16 protein-coding genes are annotated in these 14,511 nt (G+C 59.3%); 12 read left to right on the top strand and 4 right to left on the bottom strand.

Annotated elements, in window-relative coordinates; translation table 11 throughout:
- Positions 1-99: 99 nt before the first annotated feature.
- Positions 100-798: a DNA/RNA nuclease SfsA gene (gene sfsA / locus AB1A64_RS18445; RefSeq protein ID WP_366553005.1), complete on the bottom strand. Its 699-nt coding sequence runs from the start codon at positions 796-798 to the stop codon at positions 100-102.
- A gap of 51 nt (positions 799-849) precedes the next feature.
- Here sfsA and AB1A64_RS18450 point away from each other — a divergent pair, with 51 nt between their 5' ends.
- From AB1A64_RS18450 to AB1A64_RS18470, 5 genes are read left to right on the top strand one after another with little or no spacing between them, the layout of a single operon-like run.
- Complete coding sequence (locus AB1A64_RS18450; RefSeq protein WP_366553006.1) at positions 850-1,572, top strand: molybdopterin-binding protein; 723 nt, start codon at positions 850-852, stop codon at positions 1,570-1,572.
- Positions 1,569-2,297, top strand: a complete 729-nt coding sequence (locus AB1A64_RS18455) for a GNAT family N-acetyltransferase (RefSeq protein ID WP_366553008.1) — start codon at positions 1,569-1,571, stop codon at positions 2,295-2,297. Before AB1A64_RS18450 ends, AB1A64_RS18455 begins: the two co-directional genes overlap by 4 nt.
- On the top strand, positions 2,294-2,866 hold the full coding sequence (locus tag AB1A64_RS18460) for a peroxidase-related enzyme (protein ID WP_366553010.1): 573 nt from the start codon (positions 2,294-2,296) through the stop codon (positions 2,864-2,866). Before AB1A64_RS18455 ends, AB1A64_RS18460 begins: the two co-directional genes overlap by 4 nt.
- A complete protein-coding gene (locus AB1A64_RS18465; RefSeq protein ID WP_366553012.1) occupies positions 2,863-3,765 on the top strand; it encodes an OmpA family protein in 903 nt (300 codons plus the stop codon). Before AB1A64_RS18460 ends, AB1A64_RS18465 begins: the two co-directional genes overlap by 4 nt.
- 48 nt (positions 3,766-3,813) lie before the next feature.
- Positions 3,814-4,533, top strand: coding sequence for an SDR family NAD(P)-dependent oxidoreductase (locus AB1A64_RS18470; RefSeq protein WP_366553014.1), 720 nt, complete (start codon positions 3,814-3,816; stop codon positions 4,531-4,533).
- Positions 4,534-4,710: 177 nt separating this feature from the next.
- Here AB1A64_RS18470 and AB1A64_RS18475 read toward each other — a convergent pair whose 3' ends face one another.
- Together AB1A64_RS18475 and AB1A64_RS18480 are read right to left on the bottom strand one after the other, a co-directional pair.
- On the bottom strand, positions 4,711-5,583 hold the full coding sequence (locus AB1A64_RS18475) for an isoprenylcysteine carboxylmethyltransferase family protein (RefSeq protein ID WP_366553016.1): 873 nt from the start codon (positions 5,581-5,583) through the stop codon (positions 4,711-4,713).
- Between the two features lie 392 nt (positions 5,584-5,975).
- A complete protein-coding gene (locus tag AB1A64_RS18480; protein ID WP_170515853.1) occupies positions 5,976-6,887 on the bottom strand; it encodes a LysR family transcriptional regulator in 912 nt (303 codons plus the stop codon).
- 228 nt (positions 6,888-7,115) lie between these two features.
- On the opposite strand from AB1A64_RS18480, the gene AB1A64_RS18485 reads away from it, so the two are divergent.
- A complete protein-coding gene (locus AB1A64_RS18485) occupies positions 7,116-7,556 on the top strand; it encodes a DUF4399 domain-containing protein (protein WP_366553018.1) in 441 nt (146 codons plus the stop codon).
- A 77-nt stretch (positions 7,557-7,633) separates the two neighbouring features.
- Positions 7,634-8,242, top strand: coding sequence for a LysE family translocator (locus AB1A64_RS18490; RefSeq protein WP_366553020.1), 609 nt, complete (start codon positions 7,634-7,636; stop codon positions 8,240-8,242).
- A 13-nt stretch (positions 8,243-8,255) separates the two neighbouring features.
- Here AB1A64_RS18490 and AB1A64_RS18495 read toward each other — a convergent pair whose 3' ends face one another.
- Complete coding sequence (locus AB1A64_RS18495) at positions 8,256-10,283, bottom strand: NADPH-dependent 2,4-dienoyl-CoA reductase (RefSeq protein ID WP_366553022.1); 2,028 nt, start codon at positions 10,281-10,283, stop codon at positions 8,256-8,258.
- A 137-nt stretch (positions 10,284-10,420) separates the two neighbouring features.
- On the opposite strand from AB1A64_RS18495, the gene AB1A64_RS18500 reads away from it, so the two are divergent.
- From AB1A64_RS18500 to AB1A64_RS18520, 5 genes are all read left to right on the top strand, one after another.
- Entirely contained in the window at positions 10,421-10,906 is a 486-nt protein-coding gene (locus tag AB1A64_RS18500) for an RNA pyrophosphohydrolase (RefSeq protein ID WP_366553024.1), read from the top strand.
- A gap of 6 nt (positions 10,907-10,912) precedes the next feature.
- Positions 10,913-11,452: an RNA polymerase sigma factor SigZ gene (gene sigZ / locus AB1A64_RS18505; protein WP_366553026.1), complete on the top strand. Its 540-nt coding sequence runs from the start codon at positions 10,913-10,915 to the stop codon at positions 11,450-11,452.
- 64 nt (positions 11,453-11,516) lie between these two features.
- Positions 11,517-12,227, top strand: coding sequence for a glutathione S-transferase family protein (locus AB1A64_RS18510; RefSeq protein ID WP_366553028.1), 711 nt, complete (start codon positions 11,517-11,519; stop codon positions 12,225-12,227).
- 71 nt (positions 12,228-12,298) lie between these two features.
- Entirely contained in the window at positions 12,299-13,672 is a 1,374-nt protein-coding gene (locus AB1A64_RS18515) for a radical SAM protein (protein ID WP_366553030.1), read from the top strand.
- The gene (locus AB1A64_RS18520) at positions 13,669-14,502 is read left to right on the top strand and encodes a DUF547 domain-containing protein (protein WP_366553032.1); all 834 of its coding nucleotides are present in this window, start codon (positions 13,669-13,671) and stop codon (positions 14,500-14,502) included. Before AB1A64_RS18515 ends, AB1A64_RS18520 begins: the two co-directional genes overlap by 4 nt.
- Positions 14,503-14,511: the final 9 nt, after the last annotated feature.

Below are 14,511 nucleotides of genomic sequence, written 5' to 3' on the forward strand. Positions count from 1 at the left end.
TGGCTGTTAAATCGTTGGTGCGGGTGACACGCGCATAGTCAAACGCGCGGACCGGGAAATGGCAACGGGCGCAACAGATAAAATCCGGTCTTAACCGGGTTACGCCAGAAGCCTTTCGCCGACAGCGATTTCGTCGGGCGCAATGCGCGTGCCGTAAATCAGCCGTTCTACTCCCTGCGTCTGCGCGACCTCAAACGCAGCCGCATAGGCGGGATCGATATCCGCGGCCAGCGCAAACCGGTCGCAATCGGTGCGCTGCACCAGATACAGCATGATCGCGCGATGCCCCTGTGCCGCCATCGCCGCCAGTTCGCCCAGATGCTTGGTGCCGCGGGCGGTGACACTGTCGGGGAATTCAGCGAGTCCCGGTTGGCGAGACAGGGTGACGCTTTTGACCTCGACATAGGCATCCGGCAGGCCCGGTTGGGTTAACAGAAAGTCGATGCGGCTGTTTTCGCCGTATTTCACCTCGGGGCGGATGGTCTCATAAACCGCCAGTTCCGGAATCTCGCCAGCCTCCAGCGCCGCGCGCAGCGCTTTGTTGGGAACCGAGGTATCAACCCCGGTAAAATGCCCATTCTCATGATCGACCAGACGCCAGCCGTATTTCAGTTTCTTCTTCGGGTCGTCATTGGGCTCCAGCCAGATTTTCTCGCCCGGTTCAGCCAGACCCATCATCGAGCCCGGATTGGCGCAATGGGCGGTGACCTCGCGCCCGTCCTCCAACGTGCAATCAGCCAGGAAGCGTTTGTAGCGTCGGATCAGGCGGGCGGGGACAAGAGGGGTTTCAAATCGCATGCCTCAGGGCCTATACCTGCCCATAAGGTCGATCAAGAGGGGGCACGCGCCATGGCCAATCCAACCGCTGCAATGCTAGTGATCGGGGATGAAATCCTTTCAGGCCGCACCCGAGATGCGAATATGCATTACCTCGCCGGTGAACTGACCAAACATGGCATAGACCTGAAAGAGGTGCGCATTGTCAGCGACGACGCATCCGCCATTGAAACGGCGGTCAAGGCGCTGGCGGAAGCCTATGACAATGTCTTTACCAGCGGCGGCATTGGCCCGACCCATGACGATATCACCGCCGACAGCATTGCCCGTGCCTTCGACACACCCATCGACGTGCGTGAGGATGCCCGCGCCTTGTTGCAGGCCCGCTATGACAAATCCGGGCAGGAGTTGAACGCGGCCCGCCTGCGTATGGCGCGCATTCCGGACGGGGCGGCGCTGATCGACAATCCGGTTTCGACCGCGCCGGGGTTCACCATTCAGAACGTGCACGTGATGGCCGGGGTGCCTTCGGTGTTTCAGGCGATGGTTGCCAGCGTGTTGCCCGGCCTCACTGGTGGCAGCCCGTTGTTGTCGCAAACCCTGCGCGTGGAACGTGGTGAGGGTGATATCGCGGGACCGCTGTCCGTGTTGGCTGAAGATTTTTCTGATCTCTCCATCGGCAGCTATCCGTACCAGATCAACGGCGTATTTGGGGCGAACGTGGTTGTGCGTGGCACAGACGGGGCACGGATCGACGCGGCTGTCACCCGGTTGGCGAAAGAGCTTGATCTGTGAGGGTCAACTGGCCCGACGTCGTCGACGGCACCTGGCCCGCTGCGGGCTATCAACGGCTGGGTCCGTTTCAGCTGCGACAAGGGCAGGGCGGCGGATCGCGTGTGTCTGCGGCCAGTGCGCAGGGTCCGGTAACCGAAGCTGATATCAGCGCCGCCGAGGCTGCAATGCAGGCGATGGGGCAAAAGCATCTGTTCTGTCTGCGTCCGGGGGATGAGGCATTGGATGCTCAGCTTGCCGCGCGCGGGTATGAGGTTCTGGATCCGGTTAACATCTATGCCTGTCCGACAGGCCACCTCACCGATACACCGATCCCGCGCGTGATGGTCTTTCCCACGCCGGAACCCCTTGCGATCATGCGTGAAATCTGGGCGCAGGGGGGAATTGGCCGGGCGCGGGTTTCCGTGATGGAGCGGGTGAAAGGCCTAAAAACAGGGCTGCTGCTGCGTCGCGACGATCAACCCGCCGGTACTGTATTTGTCGCGATAAAGGACGGCGTTGCGATGGTTCACGCGCTTGAGGTTCTGCCCCAGCACCGGCGACACGGGTTGGGTGCCTGGGCGATGCGCGCGGCAGCCTTTTGGGCACAGGAAAACGGTGCCGAAACACTCAGCGTGATCTGCACCAAGGCGAATGCTGCGGCCAACGGGCTTTATTACGCACTTGGGATGGAGATTGTCGGCGAATACCACTACCGTCAGCTTGTCCAAAGAGAGAGCCTGACGTGACCGACCAGAATATGCCCACCGCGCTGGACTTGCCGATGGTGGACCCGCTGCCGCCCGAGACGCAGAAATATTTTGATATCTGTGTGGAAAAGCTGGGCTTTGTACCGAATGTGCTGCGGGCTTATGCGTTTGATATCGACAAGCTGAACGCATTTACCGCGACGTACAACGACTTGATGCTGGGCGACAGCGGTCTGACCAAGTTGGAACGGGAAATGATCGCCGTGGTCGTTTCGGCGATCAATAAATGTTTTTACTGCCTTGTGGCCCATGGCGCAGCGGTGCGGCAATTGTCGGGCAATCCGCAACTGGGTGAGATGCTGGTGATGAACTACCGTGTGGCGCCACTGGACCCGCGCCAGCGCGCCATGCTGGATTTCGCCGCCAAAATGACCATCGCCAGCGCCGAGATCGAAGAGCCCGATCGCCAACGCCTGCGGGATGTGGGGCTGAGTGACCGGGATATTTGGGACCTCGCCAATGTCACCGGTTTTTTCAACATGTCGAACCGGGTTGCCAGTGCTACGGCCATGGCCCCGAACGATGAATATCACGCGCAGGCCCGATGACCCGAATTGCCTTTCTGATCCTGTTTTTACTGGCCGGACCGCTTGCCGCGCAAGACCTGGCCCTGCCTACCGGCGCGCGCCAGCTCAGCGACCGTGTCAGCCCCTTGGACAGTTACGATCTGCCCACTGGCCCCTTTGCAGATGGCAGCCTGCCTGTCCGCCATGTCGAAGGGCAGGTTGAGCGCATCACATGGCGTGTGCAATCGGGCTCTAGCACCACGTTGCAATTGTTGGCGCCATTGCGTGAACAGGTCATCGCGCAGGGCTATGAGGTCTTGTTCGAGTGCGAGGCTCGGACCTGCGGTGGGTTCGATTTCCGCTTCGGGACCGAGGTGGTGCCGACCCCCGACATGTATGTGTCGATCCAGGATTACCGCTTTTTGGCTGCCACGCGCGGGGATGAGGTGCTGAGCCTGCTGGTCAGCCGCAACCCGCCCAGCGGTTATGTGCAGATGATCCGTGTCACCCCAGTTGGTGTCGCTGCTCCGCCGCCGCTGGTGATAGAGGAAACGGTCAGTGGTTCGGACGGCCTGCTGAGCGAATTGGCCCAGAACGGGCATGTGATTCTGGACGACCTTCATTTCCGTACCGGCGAGATAACGCTGGGTGACGGGCCCTTTGCCTCTCTGGATTTGATTGCCGGGTATTTGGCCGACAATCCGGGCACGCGGCTGGCGTTGGTGGGCCACACAGATGATACGGGCGCGCTGGACGCCAATATCTCGGTTAGCACGGGTCGGGCGCAAGCGGTGCGAACCCGCCTGATCGAGGCCCATGGGGTCGCCGCCGACCGGCTTGAGGCGCGGGGGATTGGCTATCTGGCACCGCTGACGTCGAACGCGACCCCCGAAGGGCGCGACCTGAACCGCCGGGTCGAGGCCGTGTTGCTGGTCAATTGATCGCACCGACTTAGGTCAGTGAGAGGACCAAGAGAGAAGGAGCCTGCCATGGCCGATCCGACACAACCCCCTCAGGCATTGATTATCGGCGCGGGGGCGGGCCTGTCGGCCTCGTTCGCGCGGGCCTTAGCGCGGGATGGCTATGCGCTGCACTTGACCGCGCGTGATATCGCGAAACTGGAACCACTGGCTGCCGAAACGGGTGCGACGCTGCATCAGCTGGACGGTACGGATGCCAAGGGCGTGGCGGCGCTGGTTGCCGATCTGCCGGGTGAATTGCGCGTGGCCTGCTATAACCCCTCGGCCCGGCAACGTGGTCCAATCATCGAGCTGGATCCCGAAACGGTGCGAAAGGCAGTTGAGGTCACGGCCCACGGAGCCTTTTTGTTAGGACAGGCCGCTGCTCGCCGCATGCTGGACCAGCCGATGCGGGACAACCGGCGCGGCACAATTCTGTTCACCGGTGCCTCGGCCGGGGTCAAAGGCTTTCCGCTATCCGCACCCTTTGCCATGGGTAAATTCGCACAACGCGGTTTGGCGCAATCCATGGCGCGCGAGTTGCACCCCAAAGGCATCCACGTGGCTTGGATCAATATCGACGGCGGCATCCGCAATGCATCACGGCCTGAACGGGTTGAGGCCACGGACAACCCCGACAGCATGTTGGACCCGGATGCCATCGCGCGGGAATACATGCACCTGATACATCAGGACCGATCCGCCTGGAGCAACGAGCTGACCTTGCGTCCATGGGTCGAGCGTTTCTAAAGGGCAATCAAGAAAAAAGACCCGCACTTATGCGCGGGCCGTCGAAGTTCACCGGGGGAGATATTTCCTGTTACTTGCACTATCACTGGCAAAAGAGACGATTTGTCGACAAAACGAAGACGATCTGTGGTTTTTCTTCGACCAATCGCTTTCGATCCGCCCTGACTATCAGGGTTTCTAACTGCGACGGCGCTTTCGCGAATGCGCAATCAGACCATTTTCCGCGATCCAACCCGCACAGGCGCGATAGTCTTCGTCGGCCATAAGATGCTTTTCTTCCGTCTTGGCGCGCGCGTAATACAGTGCATTCACCCCCAACAACAAAATACAGCTTTGAAGGGCGGCCGCTGGTCCGACGGCCGAAAGAAACGGCATATAAAGCATCCACCACATGATTTTCTTGGACAGATAGGCAGGATGTTTGGAATAGCGAAACGCCCCGGTTGTGATGATCCCGCGATGGGTCAGGTTCGAAAAACGAAGCCCGAATGCAGCGGTTGCCCAGGCGTAGACTATGGCAAGCACCAGAATCGCACCGCCCCAAACAACCAAAAGCACAGGCTGATCCGACAGCCAATCCGTCCATGATTGCGTGCCCGCGCGATAATCAAGCGGGCCGCCAGCGGTCATCAATGCGAAGGGGCGATAACACATCGGGGCCGCGATCCAAGCAGACAGATACGGAGTCGCGGTTCTGATATGTGAATCGAGAAGCCGGAACACCGGGTCGGCAAAAAAGCTTTCCAGATCTACGTTGGTCACGAAACTGACAATCTGCGGCAGGATGGTGATCATGAAGGCCAGGAAAAATCCTTTGACCAGCCATGCCCTGCAGTGGTCCTTGATCTGTTCAGGATCGACGATGGAAAGCTGCAGGGTGATCAGTTTGCCAAAGTGCCAAAGCTCGTTGCGCGGCTCGACCATGTGGCGGGTGGTGAAGGCAATGTATGCAGGGGACAGAATCCAAGTTATAGGAAAACAAGAAAGCGTCTGTGCGCGAACCAGCTCGTATTTCGACGAGTCGTAGGTCGGGATGATCTGGTAGGCCATGGCGATGACAAAAAGGTCGCCCCAAGGCCCTAGGTCTTTGTCACTGTAATCGCGACGACATCTGAAGAGTGCCTCCTCAGCCCATAATCCAACCGTGTCGAGGCGCGCAAATGGGCCTTGTCCAGCAGGGTAGACAAGGCAATCATCGGCAGCGCGGCGCCCGCCAACAACAACTGAATGGATTGCAGCAGTGGCGTGTCGAATTAGACGGCTACCGATGTTGCTGCAAAAAGGCCGAATACGCCAATCAGGCCAGTGATTTCGCTGATGGCTGCAACCGGTGGCGTTTTAAACCCTGTTGACGATGCAGGACGTGCGTCGCCATCGGCGCGCTCGGTGCTAATCTCGGTCTAAATAGCTTTATTCATCCGTTCAGCCTGTTGAACATCGGGTCAATCCACCCAATCCATCAGGCCTTTTTCCGCAAAGGACTGAACCAGGAAGTCGATGAACGCGCGTACTTTGGGCTGCGTGAAGCGGCCGGGTGGATAGACGGCATAGATGCCCTGCACTTCATCGGGCAATGACGGCATCGCATCCAGTACCGCGCCGGATTTCAGCGCCTCAGCATATAAGTAGCTGGGTAGATACGCGATCCCCAACCCCGAGATCGCCGCATTCAAAAGCGATTGACCGTCATTCACGCTGAGCCAACCGGCGGTGCGCACTTGTCTTTTTTCACCTGACGGTGCGGTCAGCCTCCAGACATTGCCCGAGGATTGGCTCGAGTAATGCAGCAGCTTGTGTTCATTCAGATCGTCGATTTTCTGCGGACGGCCGAATTTCTCGATATAGCTGGGCGCGGCGACCATCCGTTTCACGGTTTCGGTCAGTTTACGTGCGCGCAGCGTGCTGTCCTCAAGCTCACCAATGCGTACGGCGACGTCGAAGCCTTCGGAAATCAATTCCACGTAACGGTTGTTCAGAACCATATTCACGGTGATATCCGGGTACGCGGCCAAAAAGTCCGACAGCACCGGCGACAGATGATTCACCCCGAAATCCGTCGCCACGCTGATTCGCAGCAGACCGGATGGTGCCGATTGCATTGAGGTGACCAGCGCATCCGCCTCGCCTGCATCATTCAGTACGCGGCGCGCGCGGTCGTAATAGGCTAGCCCGATCTCGGTCGGGGATACCCGACGCGTGGTGCGGTTCAGCAATCGCGCGCCCAACCGTGCCTCAAGGCTTGATACGTGCTTTGATACTGCAGATTTGGAAATACCCATCTTCTTGGCCGCATCAGTGAACCCACCCTGATCCACCACATTGGCAAAGGCTTCCATTTCGGTCAGTCGGTCCATACTCGTTCCTCGGGTGTTTTGTCTTTGCCTGACTTTGGCGCCCAATCTGGGCGGAAACGGGGCAGACATGGGATAATATCAGGGATTTAATTGCTATCGTTTGCAGATGGGAAACGCGGAAACAATAGTTTCCAAGGTGGCCACATCCCAAAAAAGACAAAGGGTTTAGGGGCATTGGCGCGAATATGCTAAGATGAGAATGGCAAATTTGTGACCACGGAGGAGATCATGAAAGCCCTTTTCGCCCTTGCCGCCCTGTGCCTGTCCGCAACCCTCGCGTTGGCCGGTGGAGAAACACCATCCAACCCCGAAGCAAAGGTCTATTTCGTCAATCTGGCGGACGGGGATACTGTCCAGTCGCCGGTGACGGTGGTCTTTGGCCTTAGTGGCATGGGCGTGGCCCCTGCCGGGACCGAGAAGGAAAACACCGGGCACCACCATTTGCTGATTGACCGCCCACCCCTGGGTGAAGGCGAAGACGGCGCGGATGAGCTGGCTTATGGTTTGCCCTCGGATGACAATCATCTGCATTTCGGCGGCGGCCAGACCGAAGTGACGCTAGACCTTGCTCCCGGTGAACACACGCTGCAACTAGTGCTTGGCGATGCGGGCCACGTGCCGCACGCGACGCCGATTGTGTCCGAGGTGATTACGATTACGGTGGAGTAGTCACCAGATCTGCTGCGAAATCGGTTTACATTATTTTGATTGTCGGAAACTCTGCCTCGGAACAAGTTGGAGGCGGCATGTCGCTTGAGTTTTTTCTGACATCCTTAATAGTAGTGCTATTGCCAGGGACCGGTGTGATATACACGCTGGCCGTTGGTCTTGGGCGCGGTTTTCGCGCCAGCCTTGCAGCAGCAGTTGGATGTACAATTGGAATCGTTCCGGCAGCGCTTGCGAGTATCATCGGGCTTGCCGCGCTTTTGCATACCAGCGCGCTGGCGTTTCAGCTCATCAAGTATCTGGGTGTCCTCTATCTGTTTTATATGGCTTGGGGGATTCTCAAAGATGGCGGCGCGTTGGAGGTCAATGCCGAGAAATCCTCGGTAAGCTACGTCAAAATTGCGGTGACCGGAACGTTGATCAATGTACTGAACCCCAAACTGTCCTTGTTCTTTCTGGCCTTCCTGCCGCAGTTTTTACCAGCAGGTACGGCGAGCGCAGGGCTGGAACTGATCAAGCTCGCCCTTGCCTTCATGGCACTGACCTTTGTGGTTTTTGTTGGCTACGGGGCCTGCGCGGCGCTGGCGCGGGATTATGTTATTCACAGACCATCCGTCATGGCCTGGATCAAGCGGTGTTTCTCAACCGCGTTTGGTGCGTTGGGCGTCAAGCTCGCGCTTTCTGAGTAATCTGTGTAGGAGCTCAGAGACCAGCTGCAAGTCGCGTGCCTTGATTGATCGCCCGCTTGGCGTCCAGCTCCGCCGCCACATCCGCGCCACCGATCACGTGCGGGGTGATGCCGCGGTCGATCAGCGTGTCGGCAAGGCTGCGTTCAGACACCTGACCAGAACACAGAACAATCGTATCCGCTGGGATGACGGTCGGATCAGCGCGTTCTTCGCCAAAGGTTACATGCAGGCCGTCCTCGTCGATGCGTTCATAGTTCACGCCGCCCAGGAAATTGACGTTTTTCATCTTGAGCGTTGCGCGATGAATCCATCCCGTAGTTTTGCCCAACCCCTTGCCGTGTGCCTGTTTCTTGCGTTGCAGTAGGGTAACCTGCCGCTTGGGAGCCTCGGGTAGCGGACCTTCGGGGGCCAGACCCGCGCGGTGTTCGGCCGGGTCGGTCACGCCCCATTCCTTCATCCAGACGGACAAGTCAGTGGTCGGGCTGTGGCCGTCCTCGATCAGGAATTCGGACACGTCAAACCCGATTCCGCCCGCGCCGATGACAGCAACGGATGCGCCGACTTCCGCTTTGTTGCGCAGCACATCGACGTAGCTAAGGACATTGTCGCGATCCTGCCCCGGTATCTGTGGGTCGCGAGGAGAGACGCCGGTGGCGATGACTACCTCGTCAAAGCCGCTCAGGTCATCGGCGGTCACTTCGCGGTTCAATTCCAACTTCACACCCAGATCAGCCATCATGGTGCGGTACCAGTTGACCAGACCCCAGAACTCTTCTTTACCCGGTACCTGTTTGGCCATGTTCAACTGACCGCCAATTTCGCTGGCGCGGTCGAACAGGGTGACCTTGTGGCCGCGTTGGGCGGCGGTCATGGCGGTGGACAGGCCAGCCGGGCCTGCACCGACAATAGCCACCGTCTTGACCGTATCCGCCTTGGCAATCTCCAACTCGGTCTCGTGGCAGGCGCGTGGGTTAACCAGGCATGAGGTCAGCTTGCCGCTGAACGTGTGATCCAGGCAGGCCTGATTGCAGGCGATACAGGGCGCGATCTTGGCCCCGTCCCCGGCAAGCGCTTTGTTCACGAAATCCGCATCCGCCAGCATCGGGCGGGCTAGTGAGACCATATCGGCACAACCTGTCGCCAGAACCTCTTCGGCTACTTCCGGTGTATTGATACGGTTCGAGGTGATCACGGGGATCGAAACCTTGCCCATCAGCTTTTTGGTCACCCACGCAAAGGCGGCGCGGGGAACACTGGTCGCAATCGTCGGAATCCGCGCCTCGTGCCAGCCGATGCCGGTGTTGATGATCGTCGCGCCGGCCTGTTCGATCCGCTGCGCCAGTTCCACCACCTCATCATGGGTCGAGCCATTGGGGATCAGGTCAATCATCGACAGGCGGTAGATGATGATGAAGTCCGTCCCCACTGCCTCGCGCGTGCGGCGTACGACTTCGATGGGCAGGCGCATCCGGTTCTCATACGACCCGCCCCAACGGTCGGAGCGCTTGTTGGTGTGGGTCACAAGGAACTGGTTCAGGAAATACCCTTCGGAGCCCATGATTTCGACCCCGTCATAACCCGCCTTCTGTGCCAATCGGGAGGCGTTGACGATATCGCTAATCTGTTTTTCGATGCCGTCTTCGTCCAACTCGTTCGGCGGAAATGGCGAGATAGGGGATTTTACCGGGCTTGGGGCCACGCATTTCGGACCATAGGCATAGCGGCCCGCGTGCAGGATCTGCATGGCGATCTTGCCGCCTGCCTCGTGCACGCGCTGCGTCACGATAGAATGGTTCGCCACTTCTTTATCGTTTGTCATCATCGACGCGCCGGGCAACACCGAACCTTCAAGGTTCGGACCAATCCCACCGGTGACCATCAAAGCCACACCACCCCTTGCGCGATCTGCATAGAACTCGGCCACGCGGTTCCAATCGCCGGTCTCTTCCAGACCAGTATGCATCGAACCCATCAGCACGCGGTTCTTCAGCGTGGTAAAGCCCAGATCCAGCGGGGCCAGCATGTTTGGGTACGCAGTCATGGCAAAACTCTCCCTCACGAATTTGCACTCTAAATTGACGTGCGCGTAAACTTTGTCACGCGAAACCTAACGTCACCCCCTTTGCGGATCTTGCGGCGCTTGTTACAGGTTGCCTGAACAACCCCATGAGGCCGCGGATGACCCCGGAAGAAATCGCCAAACTGCCCTATCGCCCCTGCGTCGGCCTTATGCTGATGAATGCCGAGGGAAAGATTTTCGTCGGCCAGCGCAATGACCGCCATAAGGACGCCTGGCAGATGCCGCAGGGTGGGGTGGACAAGGGTGAGGACCCCCGCGATGCGGCCCTGCGCGAGTTATGGGAAGAAACCGGCGTGACCGCTGATCTGGTCAAGGTGGTGGCCGAGACCGATGGCTGGCTGCCCTATGATCTGCCGCATGAGATCGTGCCCAATATCTGGAAGGGCCGCTTTCGCGGGCAGGAACAGAAATGGTTCCTGCTGCGCTTCACCGGCAGCGACGATCAGATCAATATCGCAACCGACCACCCGGAATTCACCCGCTGGAAATGGCAGGAGCCAGGCAAGCTGATCGCGGAAATCGTGCCCTTCAAGCGCGCGGTCTATGAGCAGGTGGTGGACGCGTTCGCCGATTACCTGTCATAAACCAGCATGCAGATCGAAGATATCTGGCCGAAATATCGCGCTCGTCTAAAGGCGTTTTTGCATTCGCGCGTGTCCAATGCGGCGGATGTGGATGATCTGCTGCAAGAGATTTCGTTCAAGGTCTTCACCGGCCTGCCTGATTTGAAAGACCCGGCCAGGCTGCAGCCCTGGCTGTTCCAGACGGCGGATCGCACCATCATTGACCACTATCGCAAATCGGGCCGTGCGCAGGCGCATCCGGATGATCTGTGGTATCATCGCGAAGACCCCGAAACCCGTCAGGATCTTGAAGGCTGCGTCGAACCCTTCATTCGGGGTCTGCCCGCCGAGACCGCAGATATGTTGATGGCCATCGACATCAACGGCATGTCTCAACGCGACTATGCGCAGGCGCATGGGCTGTCCTATTCGACACTCAAGTCCCGCGTTCAGAAAGGTCGGGCCGAGCTGCGGAAGGCGTTTGAAGATTGCTGCAATATCTCGATGGATGTGCGGGGGAACATCTCGGACGTGCAGGCAAAATCCGCCAATTGCAAAAAATGTTGATCTGAACGTCGTCTTTTTGGCGCGCGCTTCGTCTGACAGGTGAAGCAACCAAAAGGAAAGACCAATGATCCGTATCATTAGCTTTAAAATCTGCCCCTTCGTTCAGCGCGTCACGGCGCTGCTTGAGGCCAAGCAGGTGCCCTATCAAATCGACTTCATCAAACTCAGTGACAAGCCCGAGTGGTTTCTTGAGCTGTCACCCACCGGCCAGGTGCCCGTGTTGGTGACCGAAGGCGGCACGCCGCTGTTCGAGTCAGATGCAATCGCCGAATATCTGGATGAGGTGTCCGCCCCGCTGCAACCCGATCTGACGCCCGAACAGCGCGCCTTGAACCGAGCGTGGAGCTATCAGGCAAGCAAGCACTATCTGGTTCAGTGCAGCACCATGCAAAGTGCCGACAGCGCGGTGTTCGGCGAACGTGTGGGCAAGTTGAGCGGCGCGTTTGCCAAGGCGGAAAAGCAACTGGGCGATGGTCCGTTCTTTGCAGGGGAAACACTGGGCAATGTGGATATGGCATGGCTGCCCTTGTTGCACCGTGCTGCGATTGTGGCCGATCACAGCGGGCACGACATGCTGGCCGATTATCCCAAAGTGAAAGCGTGGCAGCAGGCCCTACTGGCCACGGGCATCCCGCAGAAATCCGTGTCCGACGACTTTCACGACCGCTTCACCGATTTCTATCTGGCCGAACGCACCTGGCTGGGTCGGGGTGCGAATGTGAACGAGGCTCCGTCGGCGACCGAAGTGAAACGATCCGGTGGCTGCTGCGGCTGATCGTTCACCGGCCCGCACGTTGGCGTGAGGGGGCGTGGCCGCATGTCCGAGCCCTCTCTAGCTTGGTGCGTATGAAAGACACCGCGCATCCCCAGCCCGCTATTGCCCCCGCCGGACGCAAGTTCACAGGCACCGACCGTCGTACCCCCTTGCGTGGTGGATTAAAGAGTTGCGGTGAATTTGGTGCGGGACAGACAGCGGGGCGGTTTTACCCCATCGCCTGCGTTGCGCTTGAGGTCACCCAGCACTGCAATCTGGATTGCAAGTTATGCTACCTCTCGGACCGCGCCGAGATGACCTTTGACCCACCGCTTTCGGTTCTGTTTGCACGGCTCGCCACGATCCGCAGCCACTATGGCACCGGTGTCTCGGTACAACTGACGGGCGGTGATCCGACCCTGCGCAAGGTCGAGGATCTGGAGGCCTTGTGCCGCGAAATCCGCCGCCTGGGCATGCGATCCTGCCTGATGACCAACGGTATCCGCGCCAGCCGGGCCTTTCTGACGCGGCTGGCAGCGGCAGGGTTGGATGATGTCGCCTTTCACGTCGACCTGACTCAGGAACGCACAGGCTTCAGCTCCGAGGTCGAACTGAACACCGTACGCCGCGCTTATATCCGCCGTGCGCGCGGGTTGGGGTTGCGTATCCTGTTCAATACCACCGTGTTTGGTGGCAATTTCGGCGAGATACCGGAATTGGCCCGGTTTCTGCGTGACCGCCCCGAGGTTGCCTTTGTGTCGTTCCAGATGCAGGCCGATACCGGGCGCGGTGTTCTGCGCGCGCGGCCCGATGCGATCACGCAGGGCAGTGTGACGCGCGCGATCGAGGCAGGCTATGGCACACCGCTGCATTTCGACACCGCGGCCGTTGGGCATTCCAAATGCAACCGTTATGCCAGTGTGGTCACAGCCGGAGGGCGTGCGGTCTCGTTGCTGTCGAACCAGCGGCTGGTGCATCGGGTGATCGCCGCGCTTGAGGGCGTGGACGATAAGCAGGACGCGCATATTCGCATCCGCCCCAAACTGCGGCGCATGATCCGGCGGCACCCGCTGCTGGCTTTGCGGGCGCTTGGTCATCTGGCGTTAAGCGTGGCGCGTCTGGGATCAGGGCTGCTGCGCGGCCCGGTACGACGGCAGGCCGTGTTTATCCATAACTTCATGGCGGCGGATGCGCTTGAGGAGGATCGTTGCGCCTCATGCGTGTTCATGGTCGCGACGGCAAACGGACCGCTGTCGATGTGTGTACACAATGCGCAGCGCGATATGCATCTGGCTAGCCCGGATCGGATCGAAGGCCCCACCGGGCCAAGCTGGTGGAATGCCGCCGTGCCGCGCCTGTCTGGTGGCCCGGATCTGCCCGAGCTTGGCGACCCCTCGCTTGCCCCACTGAAGCGGCTCAAGGGTCAGATGCGGGCCCTGCGCCAGACCCGGAAGGACGCGTCATGAGATACCTGTTGATCCTGCTGCTGCCCTTGCTGACCGCCTGCGCCAGTGTCGAGCGTCTGGCGCTGCCCGCGCCTGAGGCTTTGCCAGGGAGGACCTTGACCAGCTATGCGCCACCGCCCGGACAACGGGTTGATCACCGTGATTGGACGGCTTTTCTGTCCCGTTATGTCGCGCCGGATGCGCAAGGTGTAAATCGGGTGGCATATGGGCAGGTGACGCAGGCCGACCGGGCGCGGCTGGACGGCTATTTGACCGATTTGCAAGCCGTGGATCCGATGCAATTGACCCGCAATCAGCAGCTGGCCTATTGGATCAATCTCTATAATGCGGTGACGGTGGATGTGGTTCTCGATAACTATCCCGTCGCCTCGATCCGTGACATCAAAGACGGGCCGCTGTCGATCGGCCCCTGGAACCGGACTCTGGTTGAGGTGGCGGGGCAGCAGCTGAGCCTGAACGATATCGAGCATCGCATCATCCGGCCCACATATGATGAGCCCCGCATCCACTATGCGTTAAACTGTGCTGCTGTGGGCTGTCCCAACCTGATGGGCCGTGCCTGGCAGGCCAAGACGCTGGAACAGGACTTTGCCGCGGCCGAGCATGCCTATGTCAACGATCCGCGCGGGGTGCGGTTCAACGAGCGCGGGGGGCTTGTCCTGTCGAAAATCTACATCTGGTTCCGCGAGGATTTTGGACCAAATGAACAGGCCGTGCTGGCCTATATTCGAACGGTCGCCGATCCGAACCTGCGGGCCCGATTGCAGCAAACACAGCGGGTTAGGGCGTATGATTACGACTGGCGGCTGAATGACGCGACCGGTTCATAGCACGACCTT

The organism is Ruegeria sp. ANG10 (assembly GCF_040705255.1).
Taxonomy (GTDB): Bacteria; Pseudomonadota; Alphaproteobacteria; order Rhodobacterales; family Rhodobacteraceae; genus Ruegeria.